This window comes from Arthrobacter sp. lap29 (genome assembly GCF_032458965.1).
Classification (GTDB): domain Bacteria; phylum Actinomycetota; class Actinomycetes; order Actinomycetales; family Micrococcaceae; genus Specibacter; species Specibacter psychrochitiniphilus.
This window is the reverse complement of the sequence record NZ_JAUCEK010000002.1, coordinates 286,952-306,952: the sequence shown is the minus strand read 5'-3', so window position 1 is coordinate 306,952 and position 20,001 is coordinate 286,952. Positions and strand designations below refer to the sequence as shown.

The following is a 20,001-nucleotide window of genomic DNA, read 5'->3' as shown; positions in this document are numbered from 1 at the left end:
TTGTTTCCCTCATTCTCAATTGTTCTTTCCGTTGCGCTCTGTATCGCTGTCTTCAGGCAACAGTGCCTGTAATGCGTGAATCAAGGGGCGTTTAGCGCCAGCTTCCGTGGTTCTAAAGCCCGTGTCTACTTGGGTATTCTCCAGCAACCAGCCAATAACAACCAGTCCATCCTTTTCCACAAATTTACCCGCCATGCCGGAGCCGGTGCTAACCTCGGTAAGTTTTTGCGCGGCGATGAAAATCTCTTGAGCCCCTGTGCGCTCCACCAGGATCCCTGACGGGTAAACATGGACCACGGCGGTGGTCCGGATGCCCAAGCCGTGAACGGCCAGCCGGTCAAGCCAGTCCCCGCCCGAGGTGGTGACCACATACATGCCGGGGACACTGATCACTGCCTCACCCAGATCGGTGGGCACCGCGGGAAGCTGAGCAACATCACTTTGCCGCTTGAGCTTGTTCCGCCAGCCCCATCCCATGAGGGCGAACACCACCACAACCAGCAGTAGGGTCAGGATGCCGGGAAGAATCCGTTCATCCACTAGTTGGCTCCATGGCGGTAGGGGGTGTTGAGCACGCCATTTAACACTGTGGGGTGTCCGTTGAAGAAGGTGGCAATGACCTTGCCCGGCAGTTGCAGGCCGGCGAACGGTGAGTTGCGGCCCTTGGTTGCCATGGCGGAGGGATCAACAGTCCAACGCGCTGCGGGGTCCACAAGCACAATGTTGGCCGGCTCCCCCACTTCCAAGGGACGGCCCTGATCGGCCAGCTGGCCAATCTGTGCCGGTGTGGTGGAGGTGACGCGGGCAAAGTCCGCCCAGGTCATCAAGTTCGTTTCAATCATGGTTTCCTGCACCACTGACAGGGCTGTTTCCAATCCCGTCATACCCATGGCTGCGGCGGCCCATTCGCATTCCTTGGCTTCGCTAGGGTGCGGGGCGTGATCGGTGCCAACAATGTCAATGGTGCCATCAGCCAGAGCGGCACGCAGTGCGTGAACGTCGGCGTCGGCGCGCAGCGGCGGGTTGACCTTGTAGACGGGGTTGTAGCTGCGTACCAGTTCTTCGGTCAGCAGCAGGTGGTGCGGGGTGACCTCAGCGGTGACAGAGATACCGCGTTCCTTGGCCCAGCGGATGATCTCCACCGATCCGGCTGTGGACACATGGCACACGTGCAGGCGTGAACCCACATGCTGGGCTAGCAGCACGTCACGGGCAATGATGGATTCTTCGGCTACTGCCGGCCAGCCGGCCAGGCCCAAGTCAGCGGAGACTTCGCCCTCGTTCATCTGGGCGCCTTCGGTGAGGCGGGGTTCTTGCGCATGCTGGGCGATCACGCCGTCGAACGCCTTGACGTACTCCAGGGCACGGCGCATCAGGACGGGGTCACTGACACAGATGCCGTCATCGGAGAAGACCCGGACGCGGGCGCGGGAATCGGCCATGGCCCCCAGCTCGGCGAGCTGCGCACCGGCGAGTCCCACGGTTACGGCACCCACGGGGCGCACATCCACCCAGCCGGATTCACGGCCCAGCGTGTAGACCTGCTCCACCACGCCGGCGGTGTCAGCCACGGGTGAGCTGTTGGCCATGGCGTGCACGGCGGTGAACCCGCCCAGGGCTGCGGCACGGGTGCCGGTTTCCACGGTTTCGGCGTCTTCACGGCCGGGCTCGCGCAGGTGGGTGTGCAGGTCAACCATGCCGGGCAGTGCCACCAGATTGGTGGCGTCAATAACAGTTGCCTGGCCCACAATCTCGGCGCTCAGGTCCTGGCCCACCGCGGCGATAACCCCGTCTCGGACCAGGATATCGGCGGTTTCCTTGCCCATTAGGGAGGCTGAACGAATCAAGTAACCAGAAGAAGTCATGAAGGGTCCTTTACTGAGGGCAGAGGTGAGGGGGCGTGGCTCTGACGCATTTCCCCGGATAGCAGGAGGTACAAGGTGGCCATGCGCACCGAGACACCGTTGCGCACCTGGGCCAGCACGGTGGAGCGTGGCGAGTCAGCGGCGGCCGAGGAAATTTCCAGGCCCCGGTTCATGGGCCCGGGGTGCATGATGATGGTGTCCTTGAGGTTCAGGGCATCCAACTTGGCCAGTCTGGCGTCGTCGAACCCCCACCGGCGCGCATACTCCCGGGTGGAGGGGAAGAAGGAGGCGTTCATGCGTTCGGCCTGGACCCGGAGCATCATGACCGCGTCAACACCCTTTTCCAGGGCCGCGTCCAGGTCATAACTGACCTCGCAGGGCCAGTGCTCGATGCCGACCGGCAGAAGGGTGGGTGGCGCCACCAAGGTCACGTGGGCGCCCAGGGTACGCAGCAGCCACACGTTGGAGCGGGCCACGCGGGAATGCAGCACGTCGCCAACAATGATCACGCGCATGCCGCTCAGGTCCGCACCCACGGAGGAGGTGCCGGCAAGTTTAGCCCAGTGGGCTCGCATGGTGAAGGCGTCCAGCAGTGCCTGGGTGGGGTGTGCGTGGGTACCGTCACCGGCGTTGATGACCGCGGCATCAATCCAGCCAGAGTTGGCCAGCTGAGCGGGCGCCCCGGAGGCCCAGTGCCTGATGACCACGGCGTCAGCGCTCATGGCTTCCAGGGTCTGGGCGGTGTCCTTGAGGGATTCACCCTTGGAGACGGAGGATCCCTTGGCGCTGAAGTTGATGACGTCTGCGGAGAGGCGCTTGGCTGCGGCTTCAAAGGAGATGCGGGTGCGGGTGGAGTCCTCAAAGAACAAGTTCACCACGGTGCGTCCGCGCAGAGCGGGCAGCTTCTTGATTTCCCGCTCGCCCACCGCACTCATTTCCTGGGCTGTGTCCAGGATCTGGATGGCGTTTTCGAGGCTGAGCTGTTCGGTGGAAAGTAAGTGCCTCATGCGCCAGCCTCGATAACAACCTGGTCATCGGCGGCTGAGCCACCATCAATTTCACTCAAGCGCACACGCACTTTTTCAGTGGAGGATGTGGGCAGGTTTTTGCCAACATGGTCTGCACGGATGGGCAGCTCGCGGTGCCCTCGATCCACCAGGACGGCCAGGCGCACCACGCGGGGGCGGCCCAAATCAACCAGCGCATCCAAGGCTGCACGGATGGTGCGCCCGGAATACAGCACATCGTCAACCAGGACCACTGTTTTACCGTCAATACCGGATACGGGCAGTTCGGTGCGCTGCGGGGCGCGGGTGGGATGCTGGGCGAGATCGTCACGGAACATGGTGACATCGAGCTGGCCAACAATGGCGGCGGGGTCTATGCCTGGATCACTGGCGGCCAGTTTCGCGGCCAGTCGCTGGGCGAGTGGGTAACCGCGGCGCGGAATGCCTAAAAGCAACAGATTGGCGCTGCCCTTGTTGGATTCCAAAATTTCATAGGCGATACGAGTTAGCGCCCGTTCAATATCTCCGGCGCTGAGAACCACACGGGACACAGTGAGCGGTGCCGAGTTTTGCTGAACTGCCTCATACTCTGCAGAGGAATTCGTCATTTTCTCGCGTCCCCTTTCCCCGCCTCACAGGACGGAATTAAAAGGTTGAATGCGTACAACTCAAACTACCACAGGCACCGCCACGCCCACGCGCTGGCCCAGCGCGGCACCTTGGAGCGGGCACGCGGTGGCCCTACGCTTGAGAACATGACTGAACCTGGCCACTGGCAAGATCCCGCCGCAGGTGCGCCTCTGGCGCAACCGCACTACGCCCAAGCACCACTGCCACAGGTGCAGGGGCCCGGGCCCGGGCCCGGCTCGGCACTGAGCTACCGGCCTGACTATTGGGCGCATCCGGCCCCGGTGCAAACCAAACGAAAGCCTCGGGGCACGGGCGTCAAAGTGACCAACATCATTTTGCTCAGCGTGCTGATTCTAGTAACACTGGTGACCTTGGCCTTCTTCGCCATTTCCATTGGCGCCAACGTCTTTTTGATCTGCGGGGCGTTGGCACTGATCCCTTTGGTTATCTGTATTGCCGCCTTGATGTGGATTGACAGGTGGGAACCGGAGCCCCTCGCGGCCTTGATCCTGGGCTTCTGCTGGGGTGCCGGGATGGCTGTTGTCACCACCCTTGTTGTGGGTAGCTGGGTCCAGCCCCTACTCATGAGCCCCAACCCTGCCGCGGACGCGGATATGGTGGGGGCCGTAATTCAGGCACCGTTAGTGGAGGAATTCTGCAAAGGTGCCGGATTGCTGTTGCTCTTTTTCCTGCGCCGGCGCACCTTCGACGGTCCCATAGACGGGGTGGTTTATGCGGGCATGATCGCTGCCGGCTTCGCCTTCACGGAAAATATCCTCTATTTCGGCCAGGCGCTTTCAGATGCGGACGGCGCCGTGGGCGGCCTGGCCAGCATCTTCATCCTGCGAGGGCTCATGTCCCCCTTTGCCCATGTCATGTTTACCGCAATGCTGGGCGTCTGTGTGGGCTATGCAGCCCGCAACGGTGGCACCCTCATGGTCCTGGGCGCCTGGGTGGTAGGCCTTGTCCCGGCCATGCTCCTGCATGGGCTTTGGAACGGTTCAGCCTTTTTGGGCGGCAACTTCATCATTGTGTACGTGGTGCTTCAGGTCCCCTTGTTCATCCTGAGCATTGTGGGCATCATCTTATTGCGCCGCTCTGAGGCGAAACTCACCCGCCGGCGTCTATCCGATTACGTCCCGTCTGGCTGGTTCACCCAACAAGAGGTGCCGATGCTCGCAACAGGTGCAGGCCGGCGTCGCGCTTTAACATGGGCTAGGACCTTTGCGGCGGCACCCATCATGAAGGAGTTCATCCGCCTGGCCACGCGCCTGGCATTCACCCGGCAGCGACTGCTAGTTGATGCCCGGGGCGCCAGCAAAGGGTCAAGAACACGCTTCGCCGCGAACCAGGAACTAGAACTTGGATTGCTCAACAGGAGCACCGCCGTGCGTAGCGAACTGCTAGGGCGCCATTCACAGGCTGTGTGGCAGGCCCAAAACTTGGCGTCCCAACAGATGCAAGCGCAACAGATGCAAGCCCAGCATTTTCAATCCCAGCATCAGCCCTGGCAACAGCCTTAAACGAGAACTGACCCGCAGCTCTTGGCTGCCGGTCAGTTCTCGTTGCGGGTGGGCCCCAGGCGGCTTCTAGGCCAGCAGAGTCGGCTTGATCTGCTGCAAACGTCCCAGCAGGCCGTTGATGAACTGGGGAGATTCATCAGTTGAGAGAATTTTTGCCAATTCCACGGCTTCGCTTACGGCGACTGCATCCGGGACGTCGTCGTTGTAGAGCAGCTCCCAGGTGCCGATGCGCAGGATAATCCGGTCCACGGCGGGCATGCGCTCAAGCGTCCAGCCCTGTGAGTAGGTCGCCAGGAATTCGTCAATGCTCTCGGCCATTGCTGTCACGCCTTCAACCAGGTCAACGGTGTAGACGTTGATGATCTGATCGGCAATTTCACGCCGTGCCGTCAAAGCCGACATGGCGCTGACCTCACGCTGCTCGGCCTCGAACAAAATGTCCAGGGCGCGGCGGCGGGCCTTGCTACGTGCCGAATTCGGTTTGTTGCTGTCCTTAGTGCTTGCCACTACTCGCTGACACGTCCCAAGTAGCTGCCGTCACGGGTATCAACCTTGACGAGAGTGTTGTTCTCAACGAACAAGGGAACCTGAATTTCCAGACCGGTCTCAACCGTTGCGGGCTTGGTACCGGCGGAGGAGCGGTCACCCTGCAGTCCGGGCTCGGTGTAGGTGATACGCAGCTGCACGCTCGGCGGCAGTTCAATGTAGAGGGGTGAGCCCTCGTGCAACGCGATGGTCACATTGATGTTTTCGAGCATGTAGTTCGTGGCGTCACCAATGGTCTTGCCTGACACGGTGAGCTGATCGTAGTTGTCCAGATCCATGAAGACGTAGTCTTCGCCGTCCTGGTACAGGTACTGGAAGTCTGAGCGGTCAACCGTTGCGGTTTCAATCTTCAAACCAGCGTTGAAGGTCTTATCAACCACCTTGCCGGAGAGGATGTTGCGCATCTTGGTGCGGACAAACGCCCCGCCCTTGCCTGGCTTGACGTGCTGGAACTCAATGACGTTCCAGAGCTGTCCTTCAAGTTTGAGAACGGTGCCGTTCTTAATGTCGTTTGTCGTTGCCACAGTAGCCTCTTAGCGTATAAGTATTTTCAAAAATCCATTGACCATACTACCGCACCTTGCTTTGCGCCGCCGCATGATTTCTACCACCATGGCTGGACACCTCACCGGCAAGCACGACGGCGGCCCACACAACATCGAACCGTGAGAAAAGGTCGTTTAGAACCGCCAAAGCGACCTTTTCTCACGGATCGATGGATTATCCGGATGCGCGGACCTGGAATCCACCCGGTGAAGGCGTTATTCGCGTTCGGCCAGGTCCAGGGCCCGTTTCAGGGACACCGTGGCCGAGTATATTGCTGAGGCGTCGGAGCCGGATACCACCCGCAGTTCAAGGGCGGTGGCGAAGGTTTTCGCCGCCGTTTCAAAGGCACCGTTGCTGAAATACACCTTGCCGAGCTGCTGAAAAACCCAGGCTTCCATGGGTTTTCCTGCCACCTCTGGCAGAACGGCCCGCAGGATCTTCTCGGCCCTGTCAAAATGCTTGCTGGCCCGCAGAATATCAGCGTCCAGGACCTGCAAACGCAATGATCCAGGATCGCTGAGCCGGGCGGTGGCAGCAGCATCGGCTGCCTCGGCCGTCAGCCCTCGAGCCAGCAGAACAAAGACCCTATCCGCGGCATCGCCTGACTCTTCCAGTGCCAACTCGCAGGCCTCTTCATCCACCACCTCCGGCAGGAGCGTCTCGGGGTTGACGGCTGTTCCTGGGAATCCGGCTGAGGGCCAATCTTTTAACCCCATGCTAGGAAGCTATTTCCTGGTAGGCGGCAAAGAGCAGGGACTGATCGGGCACGTCCAAGATCCCGGGCCGGCCAATGCCGTCAAGAACCACAAAACGCAGCAGGTCCCCGCGAGTCTTTTTATCCCGCTTCATACCATCGAGCAGTGCCTGCCAGCGGTCCCTGCGGTAGCTCAACGGCAGTCCCAAAAGATCCAAGATGGTGCGGTGCCGGTCAGCATCGGCATCGCTGAGCCGGCCTACACTGCGGGCCAGTTCTGCCGCGAACATCATGCCGACGGACACAGCGGCACCGTGGCGCCAGGAGTAGCGTTCAACCAGTTCAATGGCGTGGCCTAGGGTGTGTCCGTAGTTGAGGATTTCACGCTGACCGCTCTCCTTCAAATCTGCCGAAACCACGGCAGCCTTCACAGCTATGGCACGCTCAATGAGTTCGCGCAGCACAGCGGAGGCGGGGTCCTTGACGGCTTCCGGGTTGGCCTCGATCAAATCCAGTATCACGGGATCGGCGATGAAGCCGCACTTGATCACCTCGGCCATCCCGGAGATCAGTTCATTGGGGGGCAGAGTGGCCAAGGTATCCAGGTCAACGAGCACGCCGGCCGGCGGGTGGAATGCGCCCACCAGGTTCTTGCCCTCTGCCGTGTTGATCCCTGTTTTGCCACCAACAGCGGCGTCCACCATGCCCAGCAGGGAGGTGGGAATATTCACGAGCTTAACCCCGCGCAACCAGGTGGCGGCAACAAATCCGCCCACATCGGTCACGGCGCCACCACCTACGGCAACAATGGCGTCGGAGCGGGTGAAATCATTCTTGCCCAAAACTTCCCAGCAGAAAGAAGCCACCTGAATGTGCTTGCCTTCTTCGGCATCGGGAATCTCTGCCGTGAGGGCGGTGAAGCCGGCAGCTTCGAGTTCATCCCGGACGGTATCCCCCGTCAGGCGCAACGCCCTCGGGTGGATAACCAAGACCTTTTTGACTCGCTCACCCAAGAGTGCCGGAAGCTGCGCCAGCAGCCCCCGGCCCACAACCACCTCGTAATTCTCCTGCGGCAAGACGCCGGTAACCTTGATGACGGTGTTGGGGGTGGCTGCTTCTGTGGAAGTCTCTGGGTTCACGGTGTTCATGGTTTAGGAATTCTCTTCTCTGGATTCTGCTGCCAACAGGCGGATCAGCCGCTCAACAAGCTGCGGCACATTGGAATTGGCCACATCAAGGGTGATGTTGGCCAGCCGGGCGTACACAGGACCGCGCACGGCGGCCAAGCGTTCCCAGGCGGCAACGGGGTCCGCCGACAGCAGGGGACGGCCTGTGTTGCGGGTGATGCGCTCCCGGACGGTGTCCAGTTCTGCACGCAGGAAAACAACGGTGGTCCGGGCCAGCAATTGCTGGGTTCCGGAGTCCAGGACGGCGCCACCGCCCAGAGACAAGACCACGGCTTTGGGGCTGGGGCTATCTAGGACGTCGGCAATGGCCTTCGCCTCGAGCTGACGGAAGTGGTGCTCGCCCCTGCCGGCAAAAATCCGAGGAATGGCCCCGTGCTTGGCCACAATTTTGTGGTCGGAGTCAATGAACTCCAGTCCCAGCACGCGCGCCAGCTCGGCCCCAATCACGGACTTGCCAACAGCCATGGGCCCGATCATGACAATGGGCTGTTGGGGCGTGAAGTCCGGCGCCCCCACCGGATCCCTGCCCGTGCCCATCAGTGGTCCTGGGTATCCAGATTGGCGGGGATGGCCGCCAGGTAGCTGTCCATGTTCCGCTTGGTCTCCGCAATGGAATCGCCGCCGAACTTCTCCACGAGTGCTTCTGCCAGCACAAGTGCGGTCATGGCTTCCGCCACTACGCCGGCAGCCGGAACGGCACAGACGTCGGAGCGCTGATGGTGCGCCTTTGCGGGCTCACCGGTGGCAACGTCAATGGTCTTCAGGGCGCGCGGCACGGTGGCAATGGGCTTCATGGCCGCGCGTACACGCAGCACATCGCCAATGCTCATACCACCCTCAATGCCGCCGGCACGGTTGGAGGTGCGGATGATGCGCCCGGATTCGTCGCGCACAATTTCATCGTGTGCGGCGGAGCCTCGGCGTGCGGCGGTGGCGAACCCGTCGCCAACCTCCACGCCCTTGATGGCCTGAATACCCATGAGGGCACCGGCCAGGCGTGAGTCCAGGCGGCGGTCCCAGTGCACATAGCTGCCCAGTCCGGGAGGCAGGTTGTAGGCCAGGACCTCAACAACTCCGCCGAGTGTTTCGCCTTGTTTCTGAGCCGCATCCACTTCCGCAACCATGGCGGCTGAGGTGGCTACGTCAAAGCAGCGCAGCGGATCGGCATCCAGTGCGGCCACGTCGGAGAGCACCGGAAGCGCGGCACTTTCGGGTGAGGCAACGCCGGCAATTTGCACCGTGTGGCTGACCAGTTCAACGCCTACGGCGGCGAGCATCTGCGCGGCCACTGCACCGAGGGCTACTCGTGTGGCGGTTTCGCGGGCACTGGCACGCTCCAACACGGGGCGGGCCTCGCTGAATCCGTACTTCTGCATACCGGTGAAATCGGCGTGGCCGGGGCGCGGACGCGTCAAGGGTGCGTTGCGGGCCTGCCCCTCCAACTCGGCAGCATCCACGGGGTCCGCAGACATGATCGACTCCCACTTGGGCCATTCCGAGTTGGCAATCTGAATGGCAACGGGGCCACCCTGAGTCAAGCCGTGCCGGACGCCGCCCAAAATGGTCACCACGTCCTGCTCAAACTTCATGCGGGCGCCGCGGCCATAGCCCAGACGTCGCCTGGCCAGGGCGTCCTGGATGTGGGCGCTCGTGAGCTCCACACCGGCGGGCACGCCTTCAATAATTCCAACGAGAGCCGGGCCATGTGATTCTCCGGCGGTCAACCAACGCAACATACTCTCTATCCTGCCATGTTCTGTTCATGGGAATCGCGCCTGTGGACGCCAATTGCGTCGCACATCACATTGATGACGTCCCCGATTTGCACTGTGTCCAAGGTACCTAACCCTCCGGCCTCTGAAAACAGTTTGACTTGTTCCACACCTTGGTACAAAAGCATTTCGATGCCCGCCACAACTGTGCCACCGGCAGCCTGCCAAACCTGCGCCAGGGCACTGGGCCACGGATCATAGGCCACGTCCAACAACAACGCCCCGTCCTGCACAGTTGCACCTATGCCCGCAAACTCTCCGGCGAGCCCGTCCGCACCGTGCGGTGGCAGCGTGGAAATGATGGCATCAAAGCCGGCCAGTTTCCCGGCGGCAGCATCAAAGGATTCAAGCACCACGCCGACACCCAGGGCTGCTGCTACATGGAGGGTCCCAGCAGCCTTGTGAGCGTTACGCACAAAGAGCGTGATGTCCGTGGCGTGGAGTTGCCCCAGGGCGGCAATGGCCGAAACTGCCGTGCCTCCACCGCCCAGGATGGCCGCCCGGGGCCGCTGTCCCACGCCTGCGTGGCGCAGGGCGTTGACAATCCCGGCGACGTCGGTGTTGTCCCCCACAAGGCGGGTGCCTCCGGTGCCGTCCCGCCTAGGAACAATGGTGTTGACGGCACCAACGGCAGCAGCAACAGGTGTGAGCTCATCCACCAGCATGGCCGCCTCGTTCTTCAGCGGCATGGTGACGGAGAGACCGTACCAGTTCCCGTCAGCACGCACCTGTGCCAGGAAGCCGGCCAATTCCGGCAGCTGGAGATCGCGGGCAACGTAGTTGAAGGGGGCTCCCAGCGCCGTGTAGGCGGCGTTGTGCAGGGCCGGTGACTGTGAGTGCCCAATGGGGTGTCCTAAGACCGCACCGAAAAGCTTATCTGTCACTGGTTGCATTCACCTTCATTGGCTGCGCACCATGCGGAGAACTTCGCCACGTTAGCCTGATGTTCGGCATAGGTCTTCGCAAAAAGAGTCTCTCCGGTTTTAAGGTTCACGGTCACCCAGAAATAATACGGATTCGCTTTGGGGTGAGCGGCAGCAACAATGGCCTTGGCGCCCGGGGAACCGATGGGGCCAATAGGCAGCCCCGGATTCGCATACGTGTTGTACGGATTGGACTTGTCAGCCTTTTGCGCTGCCGTGAAGTGGTAAGACTTGGTGCCCAGACCATAGGTCACGGTGGCATCGGATTCAATCCGTCCACCAGTTTCCCCGTCAGGGTTGTTGAGCCGATTTTCAATGGCACCGGAAATCAGCGCATAGTTATCCGGCGTACCCTCAAATTCAATGATGCTGGCAATGGTTAGAACCCGGAACTGCTCATCAGGATCGGTGACTCCGGTCTCCGTCAGCTCCTTCTTGGTGTTCTCCACCATTTGGGCCAGAATTTCCTGGGCGTTAAGGTCTATGGAGAAGCGATACTCCCCCGGTGCTAGGTAACCCTCAAGGTTCAGAGCCTGGGCCGGGAGCCCAAAGAGCTTCGGCTCCTTGGACAGGGCAGTGAACTCGCCTTCGGGAATCCCTGTGCTCTTGGCGAGCACCGCCAGAACCTCGTTGATACGCAGGTTTTGTGCCACGGCAGCGTAGTGGACCTTCTCATCACTACTGGCCAGCAAAATAGCCACCGCGTCTGAGGCCTTCATCTGGGACTTCATCTGGAACTCTCCAGGTTGCAAAGAACCTGAGCCATCAGCAGCTTTAAGCGCATCCAGGAACGCCTGCTCGCTCGCCACCACATCACTGCTTTTGAGCTCGCTGGCCACGGTGCGCCCGTTGGCGCCCGGCTGGATGAGAATCTGTACCGTCCCCGTGCCAGGGCCCGGGTAGTCCGGCACCGTAAATCCACCCAGCATGGGTTTAACGGCCTGGACCGCAAAGTAAACAACAGCACCAAACAGCACCAGGACCACCAGGAAGGCCAGGCTGCGACGGCGCTTGCGGACCCGCTTGGAGACCCGGCTGGTTCTGCGCGAAGGCAGCACCAGCACCTCCGGCGCTACGGGCTCGGAAGATTCGTGCTGCCCATACTCTTCGTAGTGTTCGTAGTCCGAATGACCCGTGTAGAGAGCATCTTCAGCGTTATCGTGCCAATATCCTTCGGCGGCGCTGTGCTCGTCGTCGTACTGGGGCCCGTCACTCTGGGGCTCGGCATGGTAGGGCTCAGCGTGGTGGGGCTCGGTGCTGCGGCGTCCGCCGGAGCTCTGGGAGCGGTCCCGAAAAAGATCACTCATGGCGCCTCCCGGGGCTCAAGAGGCGCAGTGTTTAAACTGGTGATGGTGGTTCCCTCTTCGTGTTCAGATGAATCGGCAGTCCCCACAACACCCGACTTGATGGCGCGCACGATCTCTCCAACATCACCATTGCGCGCTTTTTGCATATCAATGGCATGTTGCAGGATTTCAACTGCCGCCACTTGATCTACCACTTTACGGTGTTCATGGCTACTGATACCAGCCTGATGCAGTGACTGGTGGGCGCTGACAGTGCTCAGGCGTTCATCCACAAGCCGCACCGGGACATCCATTCCCGCAGCATCCAGCAAGTTTGCCAGCTGCTGCGCATAGCTTCTAGCCATGTCCGCCGAAGCCTTTTCCTCACCCTTTAAGGTGCGGGGCAGGCCAACAAAAATCTGCCGTACGCACCGGGTGGCGGCCTCTTTGAGAACCACCTTGATATCACTATTGCGCTTAGCGTCACGGCTGAGCGTTTTCACAGGCGTGGCTAAGATACCCTCGGGATCGCACGTGGCCAACCCCACCCGGACCATGCCCACGTCCACACCAAGTTTGACCCCTTGCGGGTAGTTAAGCTCCAGCACTGAGGCCCTAGGTCCGGTTCTTCACTGCGTCACTGACAGCAGTCAGTGCTGCGGGAATAGCAGTCACATCCGAGCCGCCACCCTGAGCCATGTCAGGCTTTCCGCCACCGCCGCCGCCGAGAATACCGGAGGCGATCTTGACCAGGTTCCCAGCCTTGATGCCGGCCTGGCGGGCGGCCTCATTGGTGAGAACCAAAATGATGGGCCGGCCATTGCTGGCTCCGGCTACGGCAATGATCGACGGCGCCGAGCCGAGACGGTCGCGCAGGTCCAGTGCCAGCACGCGCAGCTCATCGGCGCTGCCAACTTCGCCGGCATTGTGGGCAATGACGCGCACGCCGTTGGCGTCCACGGCAGTTCCTACCAAGTTTGCTGCTGCTGCGCTGAGCTGTTCCTTGCGGAGACGTTCCAGCTCCTTCTCCGCGGTCTTGAGTTTCGCCAAGGTGGCGGCCACGCGTTCCTGGAGCAGGCTGGAGGGCACCTTGAGCATGTCCGTCAATTCACTGACCAGGGCGCGCTCGGCGGCCAGGTGACGGAACGCGTCCATGCCAACGAAGGCCTCGACGCGGCGGTTTCCGGACCCTACCGATTGCTCACCCAACAGGGTCAGCGAACCGATCCGGGAGGTGCTATCCACGTGCGTGCCGCCGCACAGCTCACGTGACCAGGCGCCGTCGATCTCTACAACACGGACCTCGGAGCCGTAGTTTTCCCCGAACAGGGCCATGGCTCCGAGCGCCTTAGCGGCGTCCAAATCCATAACTTTGGTGTCCACACGGTAGTTGTTGCGAATGGCAATGTTGGAAACTTCCTCGATCTCAGAACGGGTCGCGGCGCTCAGGCCCTCACCCCAGGCGAAGTCGAAGCGCAGGTAGCCGGCCTTGTTGAAGGAGCCTCGCTGCAGTGCTTCCGGGCCGAGGATCTGATGCAGGGCAGCGTGCACAATGTGCGTACCCGTGTGTGCCTGCTCTGCTGCGTGGCGGCGTTCGCGGTCCACGGCAGCACGCACCAAAGCGTCTGCTGGCAGTTCGCCTTCGCGCACAATTGCCTTGTGAACGCTCAGGCCTTTGATGGGGCGCTGGACATCAAGAACTTCCACCACAAAGCCGTCACCGGTGATCAGGCCCGTATCAGCAGCCTGCCCGCCGGCCTCGGCGTAGAACGGAGTGGCGTCCAGGACCAGCGAAACTTCATCGCCCGTGGAGGCGTGCGCCACGGCGGCACCATTGGCCAGGATGGCGCGGATGCGGCCCTCGCCTTCCAACTCGGTATAGCCGGTGAAAACAGTCTCGCCCTGGGCATGCAATTCATGGAACACCGTGAGATCAGCGTGGCCGCTCTTCTTGGACTTGGCGTCCTTACGGGCGCGATCACGCTGTTCGAGCATGAGTGTGCGGAACCCTGCCTCATCAACGGCCAGGCCTGCTTCGCCGGCCATTTCCAAGGTGAGGTCAATGGGGAAACCGTAGGTGTCATGGAGAGCGAAGGCTTCTTCACCGGACAGCGGGTGGTTGGCTGCCTTGGAAACCTTCACGGCTTCCTCCAGACGGGCCGTGCCGCTGGCAATGGTGCGCAGGAAGGACTTCTCTTCCGCGTAAGCAATGCGTGCGATCCTCGCGAAGTCGGTTTCCACCTCAGGGTAGGCGCCCTTCATGGCGTCCCGTGAAACGGGCAGCAGCTCCGGCAGGACGGCTGTTTCCACGCCCAGGAGGCGCATGGCACGCACGGCACGGCGGATCAGGCGGCGCAGCACGTAGCCGCGGCCCTCGTTGGAGGGGGTGACGCCGTCGGAAATCAACATCAGGGAGGAGCGGATGTGGTCGGCAACAACACGCATGCGCACGTCATCTGTGTGGTGCGGGTCGGCAGGGTCCTCCGTGGAGGTGTACTTTTTGCCGGAAATTTCGGCGGCTTTGTCCAGAACGGGACGGACCTGATCGGTCTCGTACATGTTCTCCACGCCCTGCAAAATCATGGCAAGACGTTCCAGTCCCAGGCCTGTGTCAATGTTCTTGTTGGGCAGTTCACCCACCACATCGAAGTCCACCTTGGAGGTGACGTTGTCAATCTGGTACTGCATGAACACGAGGTTCCAGATTTCAATGTAACGGGTCTCATCCGCAATGGGGCCGCCGTCAATGCCATACTCTGCGCCACGGTCGTAGAAGATCTCCGAGCAGGGTCCGGCCGGGCCGGGCTGGCCGGTGGACCAGTAGTTGTCTTCCTTGCCGATGCGCTGGATGCGGTCAGCGGGGACGCCCACCTTATCGCGCCAGATACCGTACGCCTCGTCGTCCTCGGTGTACACCGTGACCCACAGACGCTCCGCTGGGAGGCCGTAGCCGCCGTCGTCCAAGGAACTGGTGAGCAGTTCCCAGGCGTAGGGGATGGCGGTTTCCTTGAAGTAGTCACCGAAGGAGAAGTTGCCGCACATTTGGAAGAAGGTGCCGTGGCGGACCGTCTTGCCAACCTCGTCAATGTCTCCGGTGCGGATGCATTTCTGCACGCTTGTGGCGCGCTTGAACGGCGGGACCTCGCGGGCGGTCAGATACGGGATGAAAGGGACCATGCCGGCCACTGTGAACAGTAGGGAAGGGTCGGAGGACACCAGGGAGGCAGAGGGCACGGGTGTGTGGTGCTTGCTGGCAAAGAATTCTACCCAGCGGTTTGCGATGTCGTGCGATTTCATTAGCCTGGTGGCTCCTTCATAGTTCTACAGGGCAAAAAAGCTTTACGTCGCTGGCAGGTGCAGCTCAGCGGCTTTAGTTCAGCGCCGTTGATTCAGCGCCCTTGATGGCGCATGGCGCTGGCGCTGTGGTGCTGGCGCTGTGGTGCGTTGCTTCAGCGGCGGGTTGTCAGGGATGGGTCCTGGTCAACGCCTAAGGCTATCCGCAAATCACTTTCACGTTCATTCATGTTCTCACGGAGTGTGTCAGCGAAATCCGCAATCGCATCACCCACACGTCCCACGGCCCGGTTGAGCCCTTCGGGGCCCAGCGCGCCTCGAGCAGCCGTAATTTTCCGTGCTGCGATGACACCAATGGTGATGCCCACGCCCAGCCAAAAGATTTTCTTCATGGATGCTTGTCCTTATATAACGGCAATATTTTGCGGGCGCGGTTAACGGGCGCGCCGGGCGCGTGAGGGCTTGCTGCGGCCGGAAAAGGCCTGACGGACGCCGTAGGAGAACGCGGCAACTTTGATCAGCGGGGAGCCGATGGTGGCTGCGACGAGTGCTGACAGCGCTGAAATGTTGGCGGTTGCGTCTGAGACGTTGTTGGAGATTGAATCAACCTTGCCCAACTGTGTGTTGGTTGTGGCAACTGTTGCCGTGACCTCTTCGATCAGCGGGGTGGTCCCGTCGCCGATCTGTTTAATGGTGATGCGAATTTCTTCAAACACCTTGCCCAGTTTAAGGATCGGCACAGCCAGTAAAGCCACCAAGATGGCAAAGACCCCTGCCGCGATCAATCCTGCAATGTCGCCACCACTCATGTGTGTGCCGCCTCAATTCCATGCTCGTTGGCCAATATTGTCCGGCCGTGGCCGAATACAACATGTTTCCCCAAAATACCTTAGTCCAAAAGTATCGTGATTCGGGCACAAAACAGCCCGCGGCGGTTGCCACGGGCTGCAATGTGTTTCAAGCTGCGAAGGATTCGAGCTCTACTTCATGCTAAGAAAATTTAGCGTGAGTAGAATTCAACAACCAGCTGCTCTTCACAGGTTACGGGAACCTCAACACGCTTGGGGCGGCGCACCAGGCGAGCCTGCAGGCTCTCCAGCTTGACGTCCAAGTACGCGGGGACCGCGGGGAGCACGTCGCGGTGGGCGCCGGCTGCAGCGAGCTGCAAGGGAACCATGGTCTGGCTGCGCGGGTGCACGTGGATCAGCTGACCCTCAGCAACGCGGAACGACGGGCGGTCCACGCGGGCGCCGTCAACCATGATGTGGCGGTGAACAACCAGCTGGCGAGCCTGGGCCGTGGTGCGGGCGAAGCCTGCACGCAGAACCAAAGCATCCAAACGGCTTTCCAAGATTTCAACCAGGTTCTCACCGGTCATGCCCTTGGTGTGCTTGGCTTCTTCGAAGGCACGGGTCATCTGTGCTTCGCGGATGCCGTACTGGGCGCGCAGACGCTGCTTTTCGCGCAGACGTACAGCGTAGTCACTGTCCTGCTTCTTGCGGGCGCGTCCATGCTCACCGGGGCCGTACGGGCGGCGTTCCAGGTACTTGGCTGCCTTGGGAGTCAGAGCAATGCCGAGGGACCGCGAAAGGCGGGCCTGACGGCGGGCACGTGTGTTGTTAGCCACTTGTGTCCTTCCAATAGGTGCAATAAGTGTTGTCTCTGGCCTCCATTGTGGAGAGCTGGGGCTATTGCAACCCGTCGCTACAGCACCTGGGCATGGACAACAAGATCCTTGTTAGCACAGCAAATACGCGGCAAAATGCCGCCCAGTGCGTGCTTGGATGTTGTGCATGGAGCCAGAGCTTGCCAGTGCGGGTTCAACTCTACCACTTGCAAGCACTCGAGCAGCAGCGCGCCGCTGCCTACTACCGAGGAGGGTGCCAAATCTGAGCCACCAACTCTGCAGGCCCGGTTCATCCTGCGCCGTCACCCCTTCTTGGGTTCTGTTCCGCGAATAATCTCCCGCAGCCGGGCTAGGCGTGGACCCAGGTCCCGTTCGTGCCCATTGGCTGTAGGCGTGTAATAGTTCCGTCCCACCAGGTCATCCGGCGGGTATTGCTGGGTGGCAATGGAGTGCGGTGAATCGTGGGAGTAGATGTAACCCTTGCCGTGGCCAAGCCCGGCCGATCCGGCATAGTGGGCATCTCGCAGCGGCGCCGGAACGGTGGAGCCCCTACCGGCTCGAACATCGGCAATGGCGGCGTTGATGCCGTTATAGGCAGCGTTGGACTTCGGCGCGGTAGCCACATGCACTACAGCCTCGGCCAGGATGATCCGAGCCTCCGGCATACCAATCAGTGCCACGGCTTGGGCTGCCGCAACAGCCGTTTGTAGCGCTGTTGGATCGGCCATGCCCACATCTTCGGCGGCGGAGATCATGATGCGCCGGCCAATGAAACGCGGGTCCTCCCCTGCCTCCAGCATGCGTGCCAGGTAGTGCAGCGCAGCGTCTACATCGGAACCCCGGATGGACTTAATGAAGGCGCTGATGATGTCATAGTGCTGATCCCCTGCCCTGTCATAGCGCACGGCTGCAGCATCTATGGCGCGCTCAGCAATGGCCAGGTTAATCTCCACCGGGGCGTCTTGGCCCTGCTCAGCACCAGCGCCCGCACCAGCACCTGCACCAGCACCCTCTGCGTCTTCAGAGAGGGCCACCCCTGCGGCGGCTTCCAAAGTGGTCAACGCCCTGCGGGCATCGCCAGCCGCAAGCCGCACCAGGTGATCCAGTGCCTCATCCGTCACGGTCACAAGAGAGTCCAGACCGCGCGGATCAATGATGGCCCGCTCCAACAGGCCTTGGATGTCCGCATTTGTTAGAGGCTGCAGGGTCAGCAAGATGGAACGTGAGAGCAGCGGCGCCACCACGGAGAACGACGGGTTTTCGGTAGTGGCCGCAATCAACACGACCCACCGGTTCTCCACCCCAGGCAGCAGGGCATCCTGCTGCGCCTTATTGAAGCGGTGAATTTCATCCAAGAACAATACAGTGGTGCGCCCGTGCAGATCCCTGTCGGTCAGCGCCTGGTCCATGACCCGGCGCACATCCTTAACCCCGGCGGTGATGGCGGAAAGTTCCACAAACTTCCGTCCCGGTCCGCGGGCAATCACGTGTGCCAGCGTGGTCTTTCCCGTCCCGGGAGGCCCCCACAACATCACGGAGGCGGGCCCTGCCGCTCCCCCAGCGCTGCCACCAGCCGCCAACATTTGCAGTGGTGAGCCGGGGCCCAGCAGGTGCTTCTGGCCCACAACTTCTTCAAGGCTTCGCGGACGCATGCGCACGGCAAGGGGGCTGCGTGGGCGCGATCCGTCCCCCGCTGACCCGCTCGAGGCGAGGGAATCGTCGTCGTCCGTGTCATCGTCGCCATGCAGCGCGCTAAAAAGGTCACTCACCCCTCTAGGCTATCGCCCGGTAGTCTGGCAGCGTGAACCCTGCCCAACGCACCACCTATGTCCCCGCTAGCCGCCTGATGGGTTGGCTGGAGCGCTTTTCCGGCGCGCACGGTGGACAGGATTCCCTACAAGACACTGACGACGGCGTGATGTTGCGTATGCGCGACGGCGCCACCGCAACGTTGGCAGCACCCTGGCCGGCCGAGGGACGGCCCGGGCGCGGTACCAACATTCTCGAAAGACTGGTGTCCGTGACCGCCCAGGAGCGCAGCTACGGCATTTTGTTGCTCCGGCGTGGCGGTTTTGCTGTTGGGGTGGCCAAAGCGGGAAAATTGGTGGCACACAAAGTGGGCAGTGCCTCTGGCCGGTCTCGTGGCACTGACCCGGCTGCTGCCGTAATCGAACGCGCCTCGCAGGAAGCCAGCCGCCTTTTTGCCGGGGCAGCCTTTGAATACTTGGGCACTGGCGGCGACAGGCAACTGGTTGACTCTGTCCTCTCGGTTCCGGCCCTGCGTAGGTACGCGGACACTACCCGTCTGGCGCCTATTCCTGTCCAGGAACTGAAAATGGATGCGTTGATGCGTGCAGCGGCGGATTTTGCTTCCGTTCGCATTCACATTACGGATGTGCACAAGTAGTGCCCGCAGCCTGGGACCCGACACCTGAGGGTGACCCCGGCGCACTGCACGGGTATTGTGTCAGGTATCTCTCCTGCACGGAGAGGTACCACAGGATTTAGGGGTTAGAAAATGTCCAATGATCCAGTGCTGCCTCCTGAAGAGGGCACATCCCAATACATCGATCCGGAGCGTTCCATCGTGCCGGAGCATGAGCCAGAGGCGGCCGCCATTCCTACGCCGGCCACAGCCAACCAGAGCTCTAAGGTGGTTCCCACCAAAAGTCCCAAGAACCCACCAGTAACGCGAGCCGGCATGGTGTGGGCCGCTGTCATCGCCGGATTGCTACTGCTGGTTGTGCTCATCATCTTTATCCTGCAAAACGACGCAAGGGTGACTGTGAATTTCTTTGGCGCCTCCGGTGAGCTTTCCCTGGGCATGGCATTGTTCATTGCCGCGGTAGGAGGCGGGATACTGGTAGCGATTGCTGCAGCGGTGCGAATCCTGCAGCTGAGAAATCAACGCCGTCACCTAACAAACCGGCCGACAGCCCAACCGGGGCTCTCGGCCAGCGACCAGCCGGGGATCTAGGCACCCGGGTCTCCCGCACAGTGCAAGCGAGGCTCACTGCACTGACCTTCTACCTCAAGTTCCTGACATTTCTTGTTGGCCAGCAGCCAGTTCTCCCCGCGCCTCCTAAGTCCCTGCGCCTCCT

General features: G+C 61.2%; 21 protein-coding genes. 3 read left to right on the top strand and 18 right to left on the bottom strand.

What is annotated here, in order from left to right; translation table 11 throughout:
• Positions 1 to 15: 15 nt before the first annotated feature.
• Genes RY113_RS04580 through pyrR form a run of 4 tightly spaced genes read right to left on the bottom strand, consistent with a single transcriptional unit; the run spans position 16 to position 3,480 of the window.
• Positions 16 to 540 (bottom strand): hypothetical protein, encoded by a 525-nt coding sequence (locus tag RY113_RS04580; protein ID WP_245932194.1) that lies wholly within the window; start codon positions 538 to 540, stop codon positions 16 to 18.
• On the bottom strand, positions 540 to 1,865 hold the full coding sequence (locus RY113_RS04575) for a dihydroorotase (RefSeq protein ID WP_315913693.1): 1,326 nt from the start codon (positions 1,863 to 1,865) through the stop codon (positions 540 to 542). The genes RY113_RS04580 and RY113_RS04575 overlap by 1 nt, the downstream gene beginning before the upstream one ends.
• Entirely contained in the window at positions 1,862 to 2,872 is a 1,011-nt protein-coding gene (locus tag RY113_RS04570; RefSeq protein WP_315913692.1) for an aspartate carbamoyltransferase catalytic subunit, read from the bottom strand. The genes RY113_RS04575 and RY113_RS04570 overlap by 4 nt, the downstream gene beginning before the upstream one ends.
• The gene (pyrR, locus tag RY113_RS04565; RefSeq protein ID WP_110106417.1) at positions 2,869 to 3,480 is read right to left on the bottom strand and encodes a bifunctional pyr operon transcriptional regulator/uracil phosphoribosyltransferase PyrR; all 612 of its coding nucleotides are present in this window, start codon (positions 3,478 to 3,480) and stop codon (positions 2,869 to 2,871) included. Before pyrR ends, RY113_RS04570 begins: the two co-directional genes overlap by 4 nt.
• A gap of 147 nt (positions 3,481 to 3,627) precedes the next feature.
• Between pyrR and RY113_RS04560 the strand changes: the two genes are divergently transcribed.
• On the top strand, positions 3,628 to 5,025 hold the full coding sequence (locus tag RY113_RS04560) for a PrsW family intramembrane metalloprotease (RefSeq protein ID WP_315913691.1): 1,398 nt from the start codon (positions 3,628 to 3,630) through the stop codon (positions 5,023 to 5,025).
• A 66-nt stretch (positions 5,026 to 5,091) separates the two neighbouring features.
• On the opposite strand, the gene nusB is transcribed toward RY113_RS04560, so the two are convergent.
• The 14 genes from nusB to RY113_RS04490 form a co-directional block, all read right to left on the bottom strand.
• The gene (nusB, locus tag RY113_RS04555; RefSeq protein WP_315913690.1) at positions 5,092 to 5,532 is read right to left on the bottom strand and encodes a transcription antitermination factor NusB; all 441 of its coding nucleotides are present in this window, start codon (positions 5,530 to 5,532) and stop codon (positions 5,092 to 5,094) included.
• Positions 5,532 to 6,095: an elongation factor P gene (efp, locus tag RY113_RS04550; protein ID WP_110106414.1), complete on the bottom strand. Its 564-nt coding sequence runs from the start codon at positions 6,093 to 6,095 to the stop codon at positions 5,532 to 5,534. The genes nusB and efp overlap by 1 nt, the downstream gene beginning before the upstream one ends.
• Positions 6,096 to 6,332: 237 nt before the next feature.
• Positions 6,333 to 6,833 carry a lipopolysaccharide assembly protein LapB gene (locus RY113_RS04545; protein WP_110106413.1) on the bottom strand — a complete coding sequence of 167 codons (501 nt, stop codon included), beginning with the start codon at positions 6,831 to 6,833 and terminating at the stop codon, positions 6,333 to 6,335.
• Position 6,834: 1 nt separating this feature from the next.
• A complete protein-coding gene (aroB, locus tag RY113_RS04540; protein ID WP_110106412.1) occupies positions 6,835 to 7,959 on the bottom strand; it encodes a 3-dehydroquinate synthase in 1,125 nt (374 codons plus the stop codon).
• A 3-nt stretch (positions 7,960 to 7,962) separates the two neighbouring features.
• Entirely contained in the window at positions 7,963 to 8,535 is a 573-nt protein-coding gene (locus RY113_RS04535; RefSeq protein ID WP_110106411.1) for a shikimate kinase, read from the bottom strand.
• A complete protein-coding gene (gene aroC, locus RY113_RS04530) occupies positions 8,535 to 9,734 on the bottom strand; it encodes a chorismate synthase (protein WP_315913689.1) in 1,200 nt (399 codons plus the stop codon). Before aroC ends, RY113_RS04535 begins: the two co-directional genes overlap by 1 nt.
• 5 nt (positions 9,735 to 9,739) lie before the next feature.
• Positions 9,740 to 10,663 carry a shikimate dehydrogenase gene (locus RY113_RS04525; RefSeq protein WP_396334210.1) on the bottom strand — a complete coding sequence of 308 codons (924 nt, stop codon included), beginning with the start codon at positions 10,661 to 10,663 and terminating at the stop codon, positions 9,740 to 9,742.
• The gene (mltG, locus tag RY113_RS04520; RefSeq protein WP_315913687.1) at positions 10,651 to 12,000 is read right to left on the bottom strand and encodes an endolytic transglycosylase MltG; all 1,350 of its coding nucleotides are present in this window, start codon (positions 11,998 to 12,000) and stop codon (positions 10,651 to 10,653) included. Before mltG ends, RY113_RS04525 begins: the two co-directional genes overlap by 13 nt.
• Positions 11,997 to 12,587 carry a Holliday junction resolvase RuvX gene (ruvX, locus tag RY113_RS04515; protein ID WP_315913686.1) on the bottom strand — a complete coding sequence of 197 codons (591 nt, stop codon included), beginning with the start codon at positions 12,585 to 12,587 and terminating at the stop codon, positions 11,997 to 11,999. Before ruvX ends, mltG begins: the two co-directional genes overlap by 4 nt.
• Before the next feature lie 7 nt (positions 12,588 to 12,594).
• Positions 12,595 to 15,276, bottom strand: coding sequence for an alanine--tRNA ligase (gene alaS, locus RY113_RS04510; protein WP_315913685.1), 2,682 nt, complete (start codon positions 15,274 to 15,276; stop codon positions 12,595 to 12,597).
• Positions 15,277 to 15,428: 152 nt separating this feature from the next.
• Positions 15,429 to 15,665 (bottom strand): hypothetical protein, encoded by a 237-nt coding sequence (locus RY113_RS04505; RefSeq protein ID WP_179442424.1) that lies wholly within the window; start codon positions 15,663 to 15,665, stop codon positions 15,429 to 15,431.
• Positions 15,666 to 15,707: 42 nt separating this feature from the next.
• Positions 15,708 to 16,082, bottom strand: a complete 375-nt coding sequence (locus RY113_RS04500) for a DUF948 domain-containing protein (protein WP_110106406.1) — start codon at positions 16,080 to 16,082, stop codon at positions 15,708 to 15,710.
• 191 nt (positions 16,083 to 16,273) lie between these two features.
• A complete protein-coding gene (gene rpsD / locus RY113_RS04495; protein ID WP_110106405.1) occupies positions 16,274 to 16,900 on the bottom strand; it encodes a 30S ribosomal protein S4 in 627 nt (208 codons plus the stop codon).
• 302 nt (positions 16,901 to 17,202) lie between these two features.
• Positions 17,203 to 18,669 (bottom strand): replication-associated recombination protein A, encoded by a 1,467-nt coding sequence (locus RY113_RS04490; protein WP_315913684.1) that lies wholly within the window; start codon positions 18,667 to 18,669, stop codon positions 17,203 to 17,205.
• Positions 18,670 to 18,701: 32 nt separating this feature from the next.
• Here RY113_RS04490 and RY113_RS04485 point away from each other — a divergent pair, with 32 nt between their 5' ends.
• The gene (locus RY113_RS04485; RefSeq protein WP_315913683.1) at positions 18,702 to 19,307 is read left to right on the top strand and encodes an acVLRF1 family peptidyl-tRNA hydrolase; all 606 of its coding nucleotides are present in this window, start codon (positions 18,702 to 18,704) and stop codon (positions 19,305 to 19,307) included.
• A 111-nt stretch (positions 19,308 to 19,418) separates the two neighbouring features.
• Entirely contained in the window at positions 19,419 to 19,877 is a 459-nt protein-coding gene (locus RY113_RS04480) for a LapA family protein (RefSeq protein WP_315913682.1), read from the top strand.
• Positions 19,878 to 20,001: the final 124 nt, after the last annotated feature.